Below are 15,238 nucleotides of genomic sequence, written 5' to 3'. Positions count from 1 at the left end.
GGCTCAGGTCAACGGAGCTCGCTCAGCCCTTCTTGACTTCCTTCACCTCGGCATCGACGACGTTGTCATCGTCTGCGGGCTTGCTGGATGCTCCACCAGCCGACGCGCCTGCGGCCTCTGCACCACCGGCGGCCTGGGCGGCTTGAGCTGCCTGTGATTCGGCGTACATCTTTTCGCCCAGCTTCTGGCTGGCCGTCATCAGCGCCGTGGTCTTTTCGTCAATCGCGGCCTTGTCTTCGCCCTTCAGAGCTTCTTCCAGTGCCTTGACCGCCGCAGTGATGGCGTCCTTTTCTGCGGACTCGAGCTTGTCGCCGTGCTCGGCCAGGCTCTTGTTCACGCTGTGGACAGCGGCTTCGCCCTGGTTCTTGGCCTGCACCAGTTCGAGCTTCTTCTTGTCGTCGGCGGCGTTCAGCTCGGCGTCCTTGACCATCTTCTGGATCTCCTCCTCGGACAGACCCGAGTTGGCCTTGATGGTGATCTTGTTTTCCTTGCCGGTGCCCTTGTCCTTGGCGCCCACGTGCAGGATGCCGTTGGCGTCGATGTCGAAGGACACTTCGATCTGTGGAACACCACGGGCTGCGGGTGGAATGCCCTCCAGGTTGAACTCGCCCAGCAGCTTGTTGCCCGAGGCCATCTCGCGCTCGCCCTGATACACCTTGATGGTCACGGCGGGCTGGTTGTCGTCGGCCGTCGAGAAGGTCTGTGCGAACTTCGTCGGGATGGTCGTGTTCTTGGTGATCATCTTGGTCATCACGCCGCCCAGGGTTTCGATGCCCAGGGAGAGCGGCGTCACGTCCAGCAGCAGCACGTCCTTGCGGTCGCCCGAGAGCACCTGGCCCTGAATGGCGGCGCCTACGGCCACGGCTTCGTCAGGGTTCACGTCCTTGCGGGGGTCCTTGCCGAAGAATTCCTTGACCTTTTCTTGCACTTTGGGCATGCGGGTCATGCCGCCCACCAGGATCACGTCATGGATGTCGGACACGGACACGCCAGCGTCCTTGATGGCCATGCGGCAAGGCGCAATGGTGCGCTCGATCAGCTCTTCCACCAAGGCTTCCAGCTTGGCGCGGGTCAGCTTCACGTTCAGGTGCTTGGGGCCCGAGGCGTCAGCGGTGATGTAAGGCAGGTTGATGTCGGTCGATGCGGAGTTCGACAGCTCGATCTTGGCCTTTTCAGCGGCCTCCTTCAGGCGTTGCAGGGCCAGGACGTCCTTGGACAGGTCAACGCCTTGTTCTTTCTTGAACTCGCCAATGATGTAGTCGATGATGCGCTGGTCGAAGTCTTCGCCGCCCAGGAAGGTGTCGCCGTTGGTCGACAGCACTTCGAACTGCTTTTCGCCATCCACATCGGCGATTTCGATGATGGACACGTCAAATGTGCCGCCGCCCAGGTCATACACGGCGATCTTGCGGTCGCCCTTTTCCTGCTTGTCCAGGCCAAAGGCCAGGGCTGCAGCCGTGGGTTCGTTGATGATGCGCTTGACATCCAGGCCCGCAATGCGGCCAGCATCCTTGGTGGCCTGGCGCTGTGCGTCGTTGAAGTACGCCGGCACGGTGATCACGGCCTCGGTCACGGGCTCGCCCAGGTAGTCCTCGGCGGTTTTCTTCATCTTGCGCAGAATGTCAGCAGACACTTGCTGGGCCGACAGCTTCTTGCCGCGCACTTCCACCCAGGCGTCACCGTTTTCGGCGGCCACGATGGAGTAGGGCATCAGGTCGATGTCCTTTTGCACTTCCTTTTCGGTGAACTTGCGGCCGATCAGGCGCTTGATGGCGAACAGCGTGTTCTTGGGGTTGGTCACGGCCTGGCGCTTGGCCGAGGCGCCAACGAGGATCTCGCCGTCTTCCTGGTAGGCCACGATGGACGGCGTGGTGCGCGCGCCCTCGCTGTTTTCGATCACGCGGGTCGTGTTGCCCTCCATGATGGAGACGCAGCTGTTGGTCGTGCCCAAGTCGATGCCGATGATTTTTCCCATGTTCTTCTCCGTGAGATTGGTGGATTCTGATGGTGGTAAGTTGTGGATAAGTTGGCCGGCTTCAAGCCCTGCCGTTCCTGATTTATTGGGGCGCGCTCACGGTAACCAGTGCTGGGCGCAGCACACGCTCGGAGATCAGGTAGCCCTTTTGCAGCACCGTGACCACGGTGTTGGGCTCCTGTGCCGAGGGCACCATGCTGATGGCCTGGTGCATATTGGGGTCGAACTTGTCGCCAGCGGCCGGGTGGATGGGCAGGACCTTGTTGCGTTCCAGTGCTGCCAGCAATTGGCGCAGCGTGGCATCGGAGCCTTCGCGCAGTTGCGCGGCGGTCGCCTGGGGCAGGGCCAGTGCCGCTTCCAGGCTGTCACACACCGGCAGCAGGCTCTCGGCGAAACCCTCGATGCCGAACTTGCGCGCCTTGGCCACTTCGTCCTCGGCGCGGCGGCGTGCGTTTTCTGCCTCTGCCTTGGCGCGCAGGAACTGGTCGGCCAGGTCGGCGCTCTTGGCCTTGAGTTCGCTCAATTCCCGCTGCAGGCGCTCCATTTCGTCGGAGGCGTTGGCGGCCATGGCGGCTTCAATTTCTTCGGGGGCGAGGGTGCCGGTGTCGGGTGCGGAGGTAGTGTTCTCGGACATTTGGAAGGTCTTGCGACGAAGTAGGTAAACAAATGCCAGCACCAAGTGGGGGCATTGCCAAGGCTTTCAAGCGCCTAGGGGTACAGATTTTGTGTGGGAGCGACCCACGCGCATGCGAAAAGCCAGGAGTGTACAGAACCCGTACGCAAGGCTATAATGCTCGGCTTTGCCTTGCCACACTGCTTGATAGACGCAGCAGGTGGCTTTATCCGAACCCAAAAGGAGTTTGCATGCGTCATTACGAAATCGTTTTGTTGATCCACCCGGATCAGAGCGAGCAGGTCCCCGCCATGCTCGAGCGCTACAAGGGCATGATCACCGCTGGTGGTGGTCAGGTGCACCGCGTGGAAGACTGGGGTCGCCGCCAACTGGCCTACCTCATCAACAAGCTGGCCAAAGCCCACTACCTGTGCATCAACATCGAGGCCGACCAGGCTGTGATGGCCGAACTGGAGCATGCCTTCAAGTTCAACGATGCCGTGCTGCGTCACCTCACCGTGCAAAAGAAGAAGGCCGAGACCGGCCCTTCCTCGATGATGAAGACCGTCGAGCGCGAAGAAGCCCGCAAGGCCAACCAGGCCGAGTTTGCTGCAGGCGCCGAGCGCTGAGCCTCGCCAACCCAGGGGAGTGGAGAACCACGTACTGCTGACGGCGAGCATTGCAGAGGCTGCGGCCTTGCGGTTCACGCCAGCTGGCATCCCTGCCATCGAACTGCGCCTGGAGCACAGTTCCCAGCAGGTCGAAGCCGGTCAATTGCGCGATGTGAAGGCACTGGTCAAGGCACAAGCCTTTGGCCCCATGGCTGAAAGGCTGGCACGCCAGCCCATAGGAAGCCAGTGGCGCTTCAGTGGCTTTCTGGCCACGCCGCGCAACGGGAAGCACCCGGTACTCCATATCCAGGATATTCAACAAGATTAATTTTCGAGAGGTCCGAAATGGCCGCATTCAAGAAGTTCAACAAAGACAAGCGCCCCAAGCGCAACACCCAGTCGCTGCTGTTCAAGCGCAAGCGTTTCTGCCGCTTCACGGTCGCCGGTGTCGAAGAAATCGACTACAAGGATGTCGATACGCTGCGTGATTTCATTGCCGAAAACGGCAAGATCATTCCCGCTCGCCTGACCGGCACGCGCGCCATCTACCAGCGCCAGCTGAACACCGCCATCAAGCGCGCTCGCTTCCTGGCTCTGGTGCCCTACAGCGACCAGCACAAGATCTAAGAGGAGCACAACCCATGCAAATCATCCTGCTCGATAAGGTAGTGAACCTCGGCAACCTGGGCGAAATCGTCAAGGTCAAGGACGGCTATGCCCGCAACTTCCTGATCCCGTCTGGCCGCGCACGCCGCGCCACGGCGGCTGCCAAGGCCGAGTTCGAAGCCAAGCGCGCCGAACTGGAAAAGGCCGCCGCCGCCAAGCTGGCTGCAGCCCAAGCCGAAGGCGAGAAGCTCGCCGGCAGCACCGTCAAGCTGACGCAAAAGTCCGGTGTGGACGGTCGCCTGTTTGGTTCCGTGACCAACCACGACATTGCTGAAGAGCTGAACAAGCTGGGCTACAAGGTCGTCAAGTCGCAGATCCGTCTGCCCAACGGCCCCATCAAGACCGTCAGCGAAACGGCGGTCAGCGTGGCCCTGCACACCGATGTGGTGGTGGAAGTGAATGTATCGGTCTACGGCGAAACCGCCTGATCGCTGCTGCACCAGACCAGCACCGCAAAAGCCGCCTTCGGGCGGTTTTTGCTTTTCCGACGCCCTGTTTCTGCACTGGCCATCCACGCTTTGTCCACAGCCTGCGCACAGGGTTGTGCGGTGACGGTACTGCGTGGCGGCGCTACGATCAACGGATTGTGTCCCGAGGAATCCCATGTTTGATGAACCGATAGTCGTGGACGATGGGTATGCCCCCGTCGACCGCCAGATCGCGCAATTGCGAGTGCCGCCGCACTCCATTGAGGCTGAATCCAGCGTGCTGGGTGGTCTGCTGCTGGATAACCATGCCTGGGACCGCGTGGGTGACCTGCTGGTGGAAAGCGACTTCTATCGCCACGAGCACCAGTTGATCTATACCGCCATCGCAGCCCTGGTCAATGCGAGCAAGCCTGCCGATGTGATCACGGTCTATGAGCGGCTCCAGAGCCTGGGTAAATCCGAGGAGATCGGCGGACTGGTGTACCTCAACGCGCTGGCGCAGTACGTACCCAGCGCCAGCAACATCCGCCGCTACGCCGAGATCGTGCGCGAGCGCGCCATCCTGCGCAAGCTGGTCACGGCCAGCGACGAGATCGCCACCAACGCCTTTAACCCCCAGGGCAAGCCGGTCGATCGCATCCTGGATGAGGCCGAGCAAAAAATCTTCAATATCGGCGAAGAAGGCTCGCGCATGAAGCAGGGCTTCCAGGCCATGGACACCCTGGTGGTGGACCTGCTCGACCGTGTGCAGGAAATGGCCGACAACCCGAACGACATCACTGGCGTGCCAACGGGGTTTATCGACCTGGATCGCATGACTTCGGGTCTGCAGGCCGGCGACATGGTGGTGTTGGCAGCACGCCCCTCCATGGGCAAGACCGCGTTTGCGGTCAATATCGCCGAGCATGTGGCGCTCAACGAAGGCCTGCCCGTGGCCATTTTCTCGATGGAAATGGGCGCGGCGCAACTGGCGGTGCGTATCGTGGGCTCCATCGGCCGCATCAACCAGGGCAACCTGCGCACCGGCAAGCTCACCGACGACGAATGGCCGCGCCTGACTGAAGCCATCGAGCGCCTGCGCAACGTGTCGCTGCACATCGACGAAACGCCGGGCCTCACACCCAGCGAACTGCGCGCCAACGCACGCCGCCTGGCGCGCAGCTGCGGCAAGCTGGGCCTGATCGTGGTGGATTACCTGCAGCTCATGAGCGGCTCCAGCGGCTCGCAGGGCGAGAACCGGGCGACCGAGCTGGGCGAAATCTCGCGCGGCCTCAAGATGCTGGCCAAGGAGCTGCAGTGCCCGGTGATTGCGCTCTCGCAGCTCAACCGCTCGGTGGAGCAGCGCACCGACAAGCGCCCCATGATGTCCGACCTGCGCGAATCCGGCGCCATCGAGCAGGATGCGGACATCATCATGTTCATCTACCGCGACGATTACTACAACAAGGACTCCAAGGAGCCGAACGTGGCCGAGGTCATCATCGGCAAGCAACGTAACGGTCCTACCGGCACCGTCAAGCTGTTCTTCCAGAAAAACCAGACGCGCTTCGAAAGCCTGGCGCTGGGGTCGGGCGACGATTTTTAGTAAAAATTGGCTTTGACGCTTATTGAATAAGCGTTATTAGCTATCATTAACGTAGCATTTTTTGTGTGGCAACGCATACGGTGCCAAAAAAAAGGGCTGCCAGCGCATTTCGCTGGCAGCCCTTTTGCATTGACGCTGCGGTTCAGAGCACTTCGCTGGCAAAGTCCGCCAGGCGTGAGCGCTCGCCGCGCGCCAGGGTGATGTGGCCGCTGTGCGGCCAGCCCTTGAAGCGGTCCACGGCAAAGGTCAGGCCCGACGACCCTTCGGTGAGGTAGGGGGTGTCGATCTGCGCCAGGTTGCCCATGCAGATGATCTTGGTGCCGGGGCCGGCGCGCGTGACCAAGGTCTTCATCTGCTTGGGTGTGAGGTTCTGCGCTTCGTCGATGATGACGTATTTGTTCATGAACGTGCGCCCGCGCATGAAGTTCATGCTCTTGATCTTGATGCGGCTGCGGATCAATTCGTTGGTGGCCGCGCGGCCCCATTCACCGGCGTTGCCACCATCGCCCTTGGCCAGGAATTCGAGGTTGTCGTCGAGTGCGCCCATCCAGGGGCCCATTTTTTCTTCCTCCGTGCCGGGCAGGAAGCCGATGTCCTCGCCCACGCTGACGGTGGCGCGGGTCATGATGATCTCGGTGTAGCGGCGGTCGTCCAACACCTGTGTCAGGCCTGCGGCCAGGGCCATCAGTGTCTTGCCGGTGCCCGCGGTGCCCGCCAGGGTGACGAAGTCCACGTCGGGGTCCATCAGTAGGTTGACGGCGAAATTCTGCTCGCGGTTGCGCGTGGTCACGCCCCACACCGCGTTTTTGGCGTGGCCGTAGTCCTTGAGGGTCTTGAGCACGGCGGTCTTGTCGCGGATTTCGCTCACGCGCGCGTACAAACTCGGTTCGCCCGGCGCCTCGAAGTACACAAACTGGTTGATCAGCAACTGCGGCACGATAGGCCCACTGATACGGTAGAACGTGTGCGCGCCGCTTTGCCAGCTCTCCACGGACTTGCCGTTGCGGCTCCAGAAGTCCTGGGGCAGTTGCATGGCGCCGGAGTAGAGCAGGTCGCCGTCCTCCAGTGCCTTGTCGTTCTGGTAGTCCTCGGCAGGAAGGCCCAGGGCACGCGCCTTGACGCGCATGTTGATGTCCTTGGACACCAGCACCACTTCACGCGGCGCATGCTGGCGTCGCAGGGCTTCCACTACGCCCAGGATCTGGTTGTCGGCCTTGCCCTGGGGCAGGCTGGTGGGGAGCTGGAAATCCAGGGTCGAAGTCTGGAAGAACAGGCTTCCTCCCGCACCGCGCTGGCCTGTGGAGTCGAGCTTGAGGCCCTTGCCCATGTCGGCACCCTGGGCGGCGGCCAGGGCGTCCAGCGCGCGGCTGACCTGGCGGCCGTTGCGGGCTACCTCGGTCATGCCCTTCTTGTGGGCGTCCAGTTCCTCCAGCACGATCATGGGCAGGTAGATGTCGTGCTCTTCGAATCGGAACAGGCTGCTGGGGTCGTGCAGCAGCACGTTGGTGTCCAGCACGAACAGCTTGGTGGGCCCGGTGCTGCGCACCTTGCGAGCGCGCTTGGAGGGTTCGGCGCTCACAGCGGGAGCAGTCTCTGGGCTGGGTGCCACTTCTGGGGCCGGGGCGGAGGACAGCAAGGCTGCCTTGGCGGGCATCTTGGTGCTGCGGGACGCGGGAGCTATGGGGGCAGTGGGCGCAGGCGCCACCACGGGGGTGTCCGCAGTGGCCGCAGCCGGGACTGCCACGGGGTGGGCTTCACCACGGGTGCTGCGCTGGCGTTTGGTGGTGGGCGTGGCCCCTTCGGGCGGGGCCATGAAGGCTTCGGGGTCGAGTCGGGCGGCACGCCGGGTCGGTGCGGGAGGCAGGGGCATGGTGCGGAAAAAGCGGTCGGAGGGGTTCAGAAAGCAAAAAGCCGCCGGGAGGCCCAGGCGGCTTGTCGGTATAGGAGAGGCGTTGCGCAGTACAGCGGCATCGGCCCATTATGCACGCCCTGGATGACAGGGCCATCCGGGCGTTGCAGGCGCGCCTCAGGCGGCTTTCTTGAGGGTCTTGAGCGCCTTGACGGCCTTGAGCACTTCTTCCACATGGCCCGGTACTTTCAGTCCGCGCCACTCCTGCAGCAGCACGCCGTCGGGGCCGATGAGGAAGGTGCTGCGCTCGATGCCCTTGACCTTCTTGCCGTACATGATCTTGTTCTTGACCACGCCGAACATGTGGCACATCTTCTCTTCCGTGTCGGCGATCAGGTCGAAGGGCAGCTCAAGCTTTTCCTTGAACTCGTCGTGCGACTTCATGTTGTCGCGCGATACGCCGAACACGGCAGCACCCGCCTTGACGAAGTCCTTGTACTTGTCGCGGAACTGCATCGCCTCGGTGGTGCAGCCGGGGGTGTTGTCCTTGGGGTAAAAGTAGAGGACGAGAATCTGGCCGTTGTGGGACGTATTGGAAACCTTGACCCCGCTGGTCGCATTGGCTTCAAATTCAGGGAGGGGTTTGTTGACAACGATCGCCATATGTCTTCGTTCTCTCTGGATGAGGTCGTTGAATCACCGGTGGGTGTGAGGCTGGTTCTTCTTGTGGGTCGCCACCGGCAGCAACCCGCTATTTTACCCTGAATCGCAGGCTTGGCTTCAGTTGCCTGGGGTTTGTACGAGCAAGGCGGCCACCACATGGCGCCCTTCGCCAGCCAGGATGTTGTAGGTGCGGCAGGCGGCGGCCGTGTCCATGGTCTCCACACCGATATGGCGCTGCATCAGCGGCGCGAGCCAAGCGGGGGGCACAAAACGCAGGCGGTCGCCACTGCCCAGCAGCAGCACTTCGGCGTCGAGCAGGGCCAGTTGGGCGAAGTGATCGGCGCTCAGGTCCTCGAACCGCGTGCAGTCCCAGGCCTGGCGCAGCCCGCGCGATCCGATCACCAGGCTGGAATGCACCTTTTCGGCGCCCACGCTGATCCATCCCGGGCCATATCCGGTGATGCTGTGGGCGTCGAAACGATCGGGCTGGAATTTCATGGGGCGGTGCGGGCAGCACCTGCAACGGAGCGGGTGCGTGGGGCGGTGGGAACTGTGGTCAAATTATAGGTTTCGCCACATGCCCCTGGCCCGTGGCGGGCCTATGCCACCTGAGCTCAAGCGCATGAAAACCGTACTCAAGTCCACCAAACTCAACAACGTTCTCTACGATGTGCGCGGCCCCATCGTGGACGCGGCCCGGCAGATGGAGGACGAGGGGCAGAAGATCATCAAGCTGAACATCGGCAACATGGCGCCGTTCGGCTTCGATCCGCCCGAAGAGGTGGTGCAGGACATGGCGCGCAACCTGCCCGACTCGGCAGGCTACTCCGACAGCAAGGGTATCTTCGCGGCGCGCAAGGCCGTCATGCACTACACCCAGCAGCAAGGCATCGCGGGCGTGACGCTGGACGACATCTACCTGGGCAACGGTGCGAGCGAACTCATCGTTATGGCAACCCAGGCGCTGCTCAACGACGGCGACGAGCTGCTGCTGCCCGCGCCCGACTATCCGCTGTGGACGGCGGCCACCAGCCTGGCGGGCGGCGTGCCGGTGCACTATGTGTGCGACGAGTCCAACGGCTGGATGCCCAGCCTGGAGGACATGCGTTCCAAGATCACGCCGCGCACGCGCGGCATCGTCGTCATCAACCCCAACAACCCCACGGGCGCACTATATTCCGACGCGCTCTTGCGCGGCATCGTGCAGTTGGCGCGCGAGCACGACCTGGTGCTGCTGGTGGACGAGGTGTACGACAAGGTGCTGTACGAGGGCGTAAAGCACACGGCCATGGCCAGCCTGTCCACCGATGTGCTCACGCTGACCTTCAACTCGCTTTCTAAAGCCTACCGTTCATGCGGCTTCCGCGCGGGCTGGATGGTGGTCTCGGGCGACAAGCGGGCCGCGCGTGACTACATCGAGGGGCTGAACATGCTGGCCAACCTCAAGCTCGGCTCCAACGTGCCGGGCCAGTGGGCCATCCAGACGGCGCTGGGCGGCTACCAGAGCATCAACGACCTCATCAAGGAAGGCGGCCGCCTGCGCCGCCAGCGCGATCTGGCCTATGAACTCATCACGGCCATCCCCGGCGTCACCTGCGTCAAGCCCCAGGCCGCGCTGTACATGTTCCCGCGCCTGGATCCCGAGATGTACCCCATCGAGGACGACCGCCAGTTCTTCATGGAGGTGCTGCGCGCCACGCGCGTGATGCTGGTGCAGGGCTCGGGCTTCAACTACCCCGACAACCAGCATTTCCGCATCGTCTTTCTGCCGCACGAGGACGACTTGCGCGAGGCCATTGGGCGACTGGCGGCCTTCCTGGCCCAGTACCGGCAACGCCACGCAAAGGCTTGAAGCTATTGTTTTTATAGCATCTCGCGCTTGATGGACGGACGCTGGAAGCATTTTTTACTGAGAGTTCTCTGATGAAACCCATCCAAGTAGGCCTTCTGGGCATCGGCACCGTGGGCAGCGGCGTGTTCAACGTGCTGCGCCGCAACCAGGAAGAAATCCGCCGCCGCGCGGGCCGTGGCATCGAGATTGCCATGGTGGCCGACCTGGACGTGGAGCGCGCCCGTTCGGTGGTGGGCGAGGGCGTGCAGGTCGTCAACGACGCCCGTGCCGTCATCGCCAACCCGGACATCGACATCGTGATCGAGCTGATCGGCGGCTACGGCATCGCCAAGGCCCTGGTGCTCGAAGCCATTGCGGCGGGCAAGCATGTGGTCACTGCCAACAAGGCGCTGCTGGCCGTGCATGGCACCGAGATTTTCTCGGCTGCGTCCGCCAAGGGCGTCATGGTGGCGTTTGAAGCCGCCGTGGCCGGTGGCATCCCCATCATCAAGGCGCTGCGCGAGGGCCTCACGGCCAACCGCATCCAGTGGATCGCCGGCATCATCAACGGCACCACCAACTTCATCCTGTCCGAAATGCGCGACAAGGGGCTGGACTTCGACGTGGTGCTCAAGGAAGCGCAGCGCCTGGGCTATGCCGAGGCCGACCCCACCTTCGACATCGAGGGCGTGGACGCCGCGCACAAGGCCACCATCATGTCGGCCATCGCCTTCGGCATCCCGGTGCAGTTCGACAAGGCCTATGTGGAAGGCATTACCAAGCTGGGCGCGGCCGACATCAAGTACGCCGAGCAGTTGGGCTATCGCATCAAGCTGCTGGGCATCACCAAGCGCGCCGACAAGGGCGTGGAGTTGCGCGTGCACCCGAGCCTGGTGCCCGCCAAGCGCCTGATCGCCAACGTCGAAGGCGCCATGAACGCCGTGGTGGTGCAGGGTGATGCCGTGGGCACCACGCTGTACTACGGCAAGGGGGCGGGCTCCGAGCCCACGGCCAGCGCCGTGATTGCCGACCTGGTGGACATCGCCCGCCTGCACACGGCCGACCCCGAGCACCGCGTGCCGCACCTGGCCTTCCAGCCGCACACGCTGACCGACGCCATGGATGCGCTGCCCGTGTTGCCCATGAGCGAAGTGGTCACCAGCTACTACCTGCGCCTGCGTGTGGCCGACCAGGCTGGCGTGCTGGCCAAGGTCACCGGCATCCTGGCCGGCGCCGGCATCAGCATCGACGCAGTGCTGCAGCGCGAGGCCGACGAGGTGGGCGGCGAGGGCTCCACCCAGACCGACCTCATCATCCTCACGCACGACACGCGTGAAGGCACCATGAACGACGCCATCGCTCAGATGCAGGCACTGCCCACGGTGCTGGCCCCCATCACGCGCATCCGCAAGGAAGAGCTGAACTAAACGCCCGAGCAGGACGAACGCCATGCTGTACCTCTCCACCCGCGGCCACCCGGACCGCAAGCATTTCTGTGACATCCTGCTCGAAGGCCTGGCGCCCGACGGCGGGCTGTACCTGCCCGAGCACTACCCGCTGATCGACGACGCCCAGCTGACCCAGTTGCGCAAGGCCTACCACGAGCAGGGCTACGCCGAGCTGGCGTTCAAGATCCTCTCGCTCTACATCGACGACATCCCGGCCGCCGACCTGAAACGCCTGTGCGAGAAGACGTACACGGCCGAGGTGTTCGGCACCGGCGAGATCGTGCCGCTGCGCCACCTGGAAGACGGCCTGTGGCTCGAAGCCCTGTCCAACGGCCCCACGCTGGCCTTCAAGGACATGGCCATGCAGTTGCTGGGCAACCTGTTCGAGTACGAACTGGGGCGCCGGGGCGAGCAGCTCAACATCCTGGGCGCCACGTCCGGCGACACCGGCAGCGCAGCCGAATACGCCATGAAGGGCAAAAAGGGCGTGCGCGTCTTCATGACCAGCCCGCACGGCCGCATGAGCCCGTTCCAGCAGGCGCAAATGTTCAGCCTGCAGGACGCCAACATCCACAACATTGCCATCGAGGGCGTGTTCGACGACTGCCAGGACATCGTCAAGGCCGTCAGCAACGACCTCGAGTTCAAGCGCAAGTACAAGATTGGCACCGTCAACTCCATCAACTGGGCGCGCCTGCTGGCGCAGGTGGTGTACTACTTTGCCGGCTACGTGCAGGCCACGGAAACGAACGACCAGAAGGTCAGCTTCACCGTGCCCAGCGGCAACTTCGGCAACATCTGCGCGGGCCATGTGGCGCGCATGATGGGCCTGCCCATCGCCAAGCTGGTGGTGGCCACCAACGAGAACGATGTGCTCGACGAGTTCTTCCGCACCGGCGTGTACCGCGTGCGCGGCAGCGCCGACACGCACGAAACCTCCAGCCCGTCCATGGACATCAGCAAGGCCAGCAACTTCGAGCGCTTCGTGTTTGATCTGCTGGGCCGCGATGCGGCCAAGACCAAGGCGCTGTTCGGCGATGCGCTCTCCACGCAAGGCCAGTTCGACCTGAGCCAGGACCCGCGCTTTGCCGACGCGGCCGCCAGGTACGGCTTCGCCAGCGGCAAGAGCACGCACGCCGACCGCCTGGCCACCATCCGCGCCACCTACGAGCGCCATGGCGTCACCATCGACACCCACACCGCCGATGGCGTGAAGGTGGCGCGCGAGCACCGGGGCGACGCCAGCGTGCCCATGATCGTGCTGGAGACGGCCCTGCCCATCAAGTTCGCCGAGACGATCCAGGAGGCCCTGGGCCATGCGCCCGAGCGCCCGGCCAAGTTCGACGGCATTGAAGACCTGCCCAAGCGCGTGCAGGTCATGCCTGCCGACGTGCAGCAGGTCAAGGCCTACATTGCGCAAAACTGCAAGTAAAAATGGGCTGCAGCGCCCGTCTATCATGCGCTGCAAGCTATAAAATAAATAGCATTCAGAGGGTGTGCGCATGAAAGTGGCAGGCTTTGCTGGGTACTCTGGCAGCGGCAAGACGACGCTGGTGGAGCAAATCATTCCCCTGTTGCGCCAACAGGGCCTGCGGGTGTCGGTGGTCAAGCACGCCCACCACCGCTTCGACATCGACCACCCTGGTAAGGACTCGTGGCGCCACCGGCAGGCCGGGGCCTTCGAGGTGGTGATTGCCTCCGATCGGCGCCTGGCGCTGGTGCGTGAGTTCGAGCAGCCCTCGCAACTCACGGTGCACCAGATGCTGGCCGAGCTGTACGAGGGCGTGGACTGGGTGCTGGTCGAAGGCTTCAAGGAAAGTGACATCCTCAAGATCGAGGTCTGGCGCGAATCCGCCGACGCGCACAGCGCGCGCCCCGTGCGCTACCCCGAGGACGATTTCATCGTCGCCATTGCCACCGACGACCCCCAGCGCCTGCCCCAGCCCACCCAACTGCCCGTGCTCGACCTGAACCAGCCCGCGCAAGTGGCGCTGTGGCTGCTGGCGCAGGGCGAGCGCTTTGAATACCACTGGGACCGGCACGGAGGCCTGCTGTGAGCCCGCGCGCGCCCCTCATGCCGTTGGATGAAGCCCTGGCCGCGCTCCTGGCGCGTGCCCTGCCGCTGGCTGGCACCGAATCCGTGCCCACGCTGCAGGCCGATGGCCGCGTGTTGGCGCAGGACTTGGTCTCGGCCCTGCAGGTGCCTGCCTTCGACAACAGTGCCATGGACGGCTACGCACTGCGCTGTGCCGATGTGGCTGCCCCTGGCATCGCGTTGCCCGTGTCGCAGCGCATTGCGGCGGGCAGTGTCGGCGCTCCGTTGCAGGGCGGCACCGCTGCGCGTATCTTCACTGGCGCGCCCGTGCCGCCCGGCGCCGACGCCGTGGTCATGCAGGAGGACTGCGTGGCGCAGGACGACGGCACGGTGCGCGTGCAAACCCAGCCGCACAGCGGCCAGAACATCCGCCGCGCGGGCGAAGACATCGCCCTGGGCAGCACCGTGTTGCACGCGGGCACACGCCTGGCGCCTGCGGCCCTGGGCCTGGCGGCCAGCATCGGGCTGGAGCACTTGCCCGTGGCGCGCAGGCCGCGCGTGGCGCTGCTGTCCACGGGCGACGAGCTCGTCATGCCGGGCCAGGTACCGCCGGAGCAATTGCCGCCGGGCGCCATCTTCAACAGCAACCGCTTCTTTCTGCGCGCACTGGTGCAGCGCCTGGGCTGCGAGTTGACCGACCTGGGCAAGGTGCCCGACCAGCGCGAAGCCACCCTGGCCGCGCTGCGCGAAGCCGCTGCCGGGCACGACGTGGTGCTCACCAGCGGCGGCGTGTCGGTGGGTGAGGAAGACCACATCAAGCCCGCCGTGCAGGCGCTGGGCAGCCTGGACCTGTGGCAAATCGCCATCAAGCCCGGCAAGCCGTTTGCTTGCGGCCGCGTGGGGCAGGCGCATTTTCTGGGGCTGCCCGGCAACCCGGTGGCCAGTTTCGTCACCTTTGCCGTGCTGGTGCGCCCCTTTCTGCTGCGCCTGCAGGGGGTGCGCGACGTGACGATGCCGTCCATCGCGGCCCGTGCCGATTTCGCCTGGCCCAAGGCCGACAAGCGCCGCGAATTCCTGCGCGTGCGCCGCAATGCCGCAGGTGGGCTGGACCTGTACCCGCACCAGGGCTCGGGCGTGCTCACTTCCACCGTCTGGGGTGATGGGGTGGTGGACAACCCCCCAGGCCAGGCCATCGCGCCCGGTGACACGGTGCGCTATCTGCCATTCTCGGAGCTGGCCGCATGAAGATCACCGTGCGTTATTTCGCTTCCATCCGCGAGGCGGTGGGGCAGGGCAGCGAGGTGCTGGACACCAACGCCACGACCCTGGGCGCGCTGCGCGATGAGCTCCTGGCCCGCGGCGGCGCCTACGCCAGCGCCCTGGCCCGTGGCAGGGCCGTGCGCATGGCGCTGGACCAGGTGCTCAGCGACGAGGCTGCTGCGCTGCGCGACGGGGCCGAGGTGGCGTTTTTCCCACCCGTCACGGGCGGGTAGGGCCTGTTCACGCTCTTTTTGCCACGGAAGTGAAGCGGCTC

The 15,238-nt window shown here is 64.0% G+C and carries 16 protein-coding genes; 11 read left to right on the top strand and 5 right to left on the bottom strand.

What is annotated here, in order from left to right; genetic code table 11:
• Window positions 1–22: 22 nt before the first annotated feature.
• Together dnaK and grpE are read right to left on the bottom strand one after the other, a co-directional pair.
• Window positions 23–1,975 (bottom strand): molecular chaperone DnaK, encoded by a 1,953-nt coding sequence (gene dnaK, locus GWK50_RS12460; RefSeq protein WP_162016811.1) that lies wholly within the window; start codon window positions 1,973–1,975, stop codon window positions 23–25.
• A gap of 82 nt (window positions 1,976–2,057) precedes the next feature.
• A complete protein-coding gene (grpE, locus tag GWK50_RS12455; RefSeq protein ID WP_162016810.1) occupies window positions 2,058–2,609 on the bottom strand; it encodes a nucleotide exchange factor GrpE in 552 nt (183 codons plus the stop codon).
• 230 nt (window positions 2,610–2,839) lie between these two features.
• On the opposite strand from grpE, the gene rpsF reads away from it, so the two are divergent.
• The 5 genes from rpsF to dnaB all read left to right on the top strand — a co-directional run bounded on the left by rpsF (window position 2,840) and on the right by dnaB (window position 5,878).
• Window positions 2,840–3,217 (top strand): 30S ribosomal protein S6, encoded by a 378-nt coding sequence (rpsF, locus tag GWK50_RS12450; protein WP_162016809.1) that lies wholly within the window; start codon window positions 2,840–2,842, stop codon window positions 3,215–3,217.
• Between the two features lie 19 nt (window positions 3,218–3,236).
• On the top strand, window positions 3,237–3,527 hold the full coding sequence (gene priB / locus GWK50_RS12445; protein ID WP_162016808.1) for a primosomal replication protein N: 291 nt from the start codon (window positions 3,237–3,239) through the stop codon (window positions 3,525–3,527).
• A 17-nt stretch (window positions 3,528–3,544) separates the two neighbouring features.
• Window positions 3,545–3,826, top strand: a complete 282-nt coding sequence (gene rpsR, locus GWK50_RS12440; RefSeq protein ID WP_162016807.1) for a 30S ribosomal protein S18 — start codon at window positions 3,545–3,547, stop codon at window positions 3,824–3,826.
• Window positions 3,827–3,840: 14 nt separating this feature from the next.
• The gene (rplI, locus tag GWK50_RS12435) at window positions 3,841–4,293 is read left to right on the top strand and encodes a 50S ribosomal protein L9 (RefSeq protein ID WP_162016806.1); all 453 of its coding nucleotides are present in this window, start codon (window positions 3,841–3,843) and stop codon (window positions 4,291–4,293) included.
• A gap of 175 nt (window positions 4,294–4,468) precedes the next feature.
• Window positions 4,469–5,878: a replicative DNA helicase gene (gene dnaB / locus GWK50_RS12430; RefSeq protein ID WP_162016805.1), complete on the top strand. Its 1,410-nt coding sequence runs from the start codon at window positions 4,469–4,471 to the stop codon at window positions 5,876–5,878.
• A 142-nt stretch (window positions 5,879–6,020) separates the two neighbouring features.
• Here the strand turns inward: dnaB and GWK50_RS12425 are convergent, their stop codons facing one another.
• The 3 genes from GWK50_RS12425 to GWK50_RS12415 all read right to left on the bottom strand — a co-directional run bounded on the left by GWK50_RS12425 (window position 6,021) and on the right by GWK50_RS12415 (window position 8,888).
• On the bottom strand, window positions 6,021–7,748 hold the full coding sequence (locus GWK50_RS12425) for a PhoH family protein (protein ID WP_162016804.1): 1,728 nt from the start codon (window positions 7,746–7,748) through the stop codon (window positions 6,021–6,023).
• 156 nt (window positions 7,749–7,904) lie between these two features.
• Window positions 7,905–8,390, bottom strand: coding sequence for a peroxiredoxin (locus GWK50_RS12420; RefSeq protein ID WP_162016803.1), 486 nt, complete (start codon window positions 8,388–8,390; stop codon window positions 7,905–7,907).
• 117 nt (window positions 8,391–8,507) lie between these two features.
• Window positions 8,508–8,888 carry an Mth938-like domain-containing protein gene (locus tag GWK50_RS12415; RefSeq protein ID WP_162016802.1) on the bottom strand — a complete coding sequence of 127 codons (381 nt, stop codon included), beginning with the start codon at window positions 8,886–8,888 and terminating at the stop codon, window positions 8,508–8,510.
• 124 nt (window positions 8,889–9,012) lie between these two features.
• On the opposite strand from GWK50_RS12415, the gene GWK50_RS12410 reads away from it, so the two are divergent.
• From GWK50_RS12410 to moaD, 6 genes are all read left to right on the top strand, one after another.
• Window positions 9,013–10,242 carry a pyridoxal phosphate-dependent aminotransferase gene (locus tag GWK50_RS12410; RefSeq protein WP_162016801.1) on the top strand — a complete coding sequence of 410 codons (1,230 nt, stop codon included), beginning with the start codon at window positions 9,013–9,015 and terminating at the stop codon, window positions 10,240–10,242.
• A gap of 71 nt (window positions 10,243–10,313) precedes the next feature.
• Window positions 10,314–11,648 (top strand): homoserine dehydrogenase, encoded by a 1,335-nt coding sequence (locus GWK50_RS12405; protein WP_162016800.1) that lies wholly within the window; start codon window positions 10,314–10,316, stop codon window positions 11,646–11,648.
• Window positions 11,649–11,670: 22 nt separating this feature from the next.
• Window positions 11,671–13,101 carry a threonine synthase gene (thrC, locus tag GWK50_RS12400; RefSeq protein WP_162016799.1) on the top strand — a complete coding sequence of 477 codons (1,431 nt, stop codon included), beginning with the start codon at window positions 11,671–11,673 and terminating at the stop codon, window positions 13,099–13,101.
• Between the two features lie 70 nt (window positions 13,102–13,171).
• A complete protein-coding gene (gene mobB, locus GWK50_RS12395; protein ID WP_162016798.1) occupies window positions 13,172–13,726 on the top strand; it encodes a molybdopterin-guanine dinucleotide biosynthesis protein B in 555 nt (184 codons plus the stop codon).
• Between the two features lie 17 nt (window positions 13,727–13,743).
• A complete protein-coding gene (gene glp / locus GWK50_RS12390) occupies window positions 13,744–14,949 on the top strand; it encodes a gephyrin-like molybdotransferase Glp (RefSeq protein ID WP_162018108.1) in 1,206 nt (401 codons plus the stop codon).
• Window positions 14,946–15,197 carry a molybdopterin converting factor subunit 1 gene (gene moaD, locus GWK50_RS12385; protein ID WP_162016797.1) on the top strand — a complete coding sequence of 84 codons (252 nt, stop codon included), beginning with the start codon at window positions 14,946–14,948 and terminating at the stop codon, window positions 15,195–15,197. Before glp ends, moaD begins: the two co-directional genes overlap by 4 nt.
• Window positions 15,198–15,238: the final 41 nt, after the last annotated feature.

This window comes from Acidovorax sp. 210-6 (assembly GCF_010020825.1).
Lineage (GTDB): Bacteria > Pseudomonadota > Gammaproteobacteria > Burkholderiales > Burkholderiaceae_C > Simplicispira > Simplicispira sedimenti.
The sequence above is the reverse complement of the archived record's forward strand: the minus strand, read 5'-3'. Positions and strand labels throughout refer to the sequence as shown.

Excerpts from the sequence above, each read along its gene's own strand:
- grpE (WP_162016810.1), bottom strand. The coding sequence starts at position 2,609 with ATGTCCGAGAACACTACCTCCGCACCCGACACCGGCACCCTCGCCCCC.
- dnaB (WP_162016805.1), top strand. The coding sequence starts at position 4,469 with ATGTTTGATGAACCGATAGTCGTGGACGATGGGTATGCCCCCGTCGAC.
- mobB (WP_162016798.1), top strand. The coding sequence starts at position 13,172 with ATGAAAGTGGCAGGCTTTGCTGGGTACTCTGGCAGCGGCAAGACGACG.
- GWK50_RS12410 (WP_162016801.1), top strand. The coding sequence starts at position 9,013 with ATGAAAACCGTACTCAAGTCCACCAAACTCAACAACGTTCTCTACGAT.
- rpsF (WP_162016809.1), top strand. The coding sequence starts at position 2,840 with ATGCGTCATTACGAAATCGTTTTGTTGATCCACCCGGATCAGAGCGAG.
- moaD (WP_162016797.1), top strand. The coding sequence starts at position 14,946 with ATGAAGATCACCGTGCGTTATTTCGCTTCCATCCGCGAGGCGGTGGGG.
- rplI (WP_162016806.1), top strand. The coding sequence starts at position 3,841 with ATGCAAATCATCCTGCTCGATAAGGTAGTGAACCTCGGCAACCTGGGC.
- rpsR (WP_162016807.1), top strand. The coding sequence starts at position 3,545 with ATGGCCGCATTCAAGAAGTTCAACAAAGACAAGCGCCCCAAGCGCAAC.
- glp (WP_162018108.1), top strand. The coding sequence starts at position 13,744 with ATGCCGTTGGATGAAGCCCTGGCCGCGCTCCTGGCGCGTGCCCTGCCG.
- GWK50_RS12415 (WP_162016802.1), bottom strand. The coding sequence starts at position 8,888 with ATGAAATTCCAGCCCGATCGTTTCGACGCCCACAGCATCACCGGATAT.
- GWK50_RS12420 (WP_162016803.1), bottom strand. The coding sequence starts at position 8,390 with ATGGCGATCGTTGTCAACAAACCCCTCCCTGAATTTGAAGCCAATGCG.
- thrC (WP_162016799.1), top strand. The coding sequence starts at position 11,671 with ATGCTGTACCTCTCCACCCGCGGCCACCCGGACCGCAAGCATTTCTGT.
- GWK50_RS12405 (WP_162016800.1), top strand. The coding sequence starts at position 10,314 with ATGAAACCCATCCAAGTAGGCCTTCTGGGCATCGGCACCGTGGGCAGC.
- dnaK (WP_162016811.1), bottom strand. The coding sequence starts at position 1,975 with ATGGGAAAAATCATCGGCATCGACTTGGGCACGACCAACAGCTGCGTC.
- GWK50_RS12425 (WP_162016804.1), bottom strand. The coding sequence starts at position 7,748 with ATGCCCCTGCCTCCCGCACCGACCCGGCGTGCCGCCCGACTCGACCCC.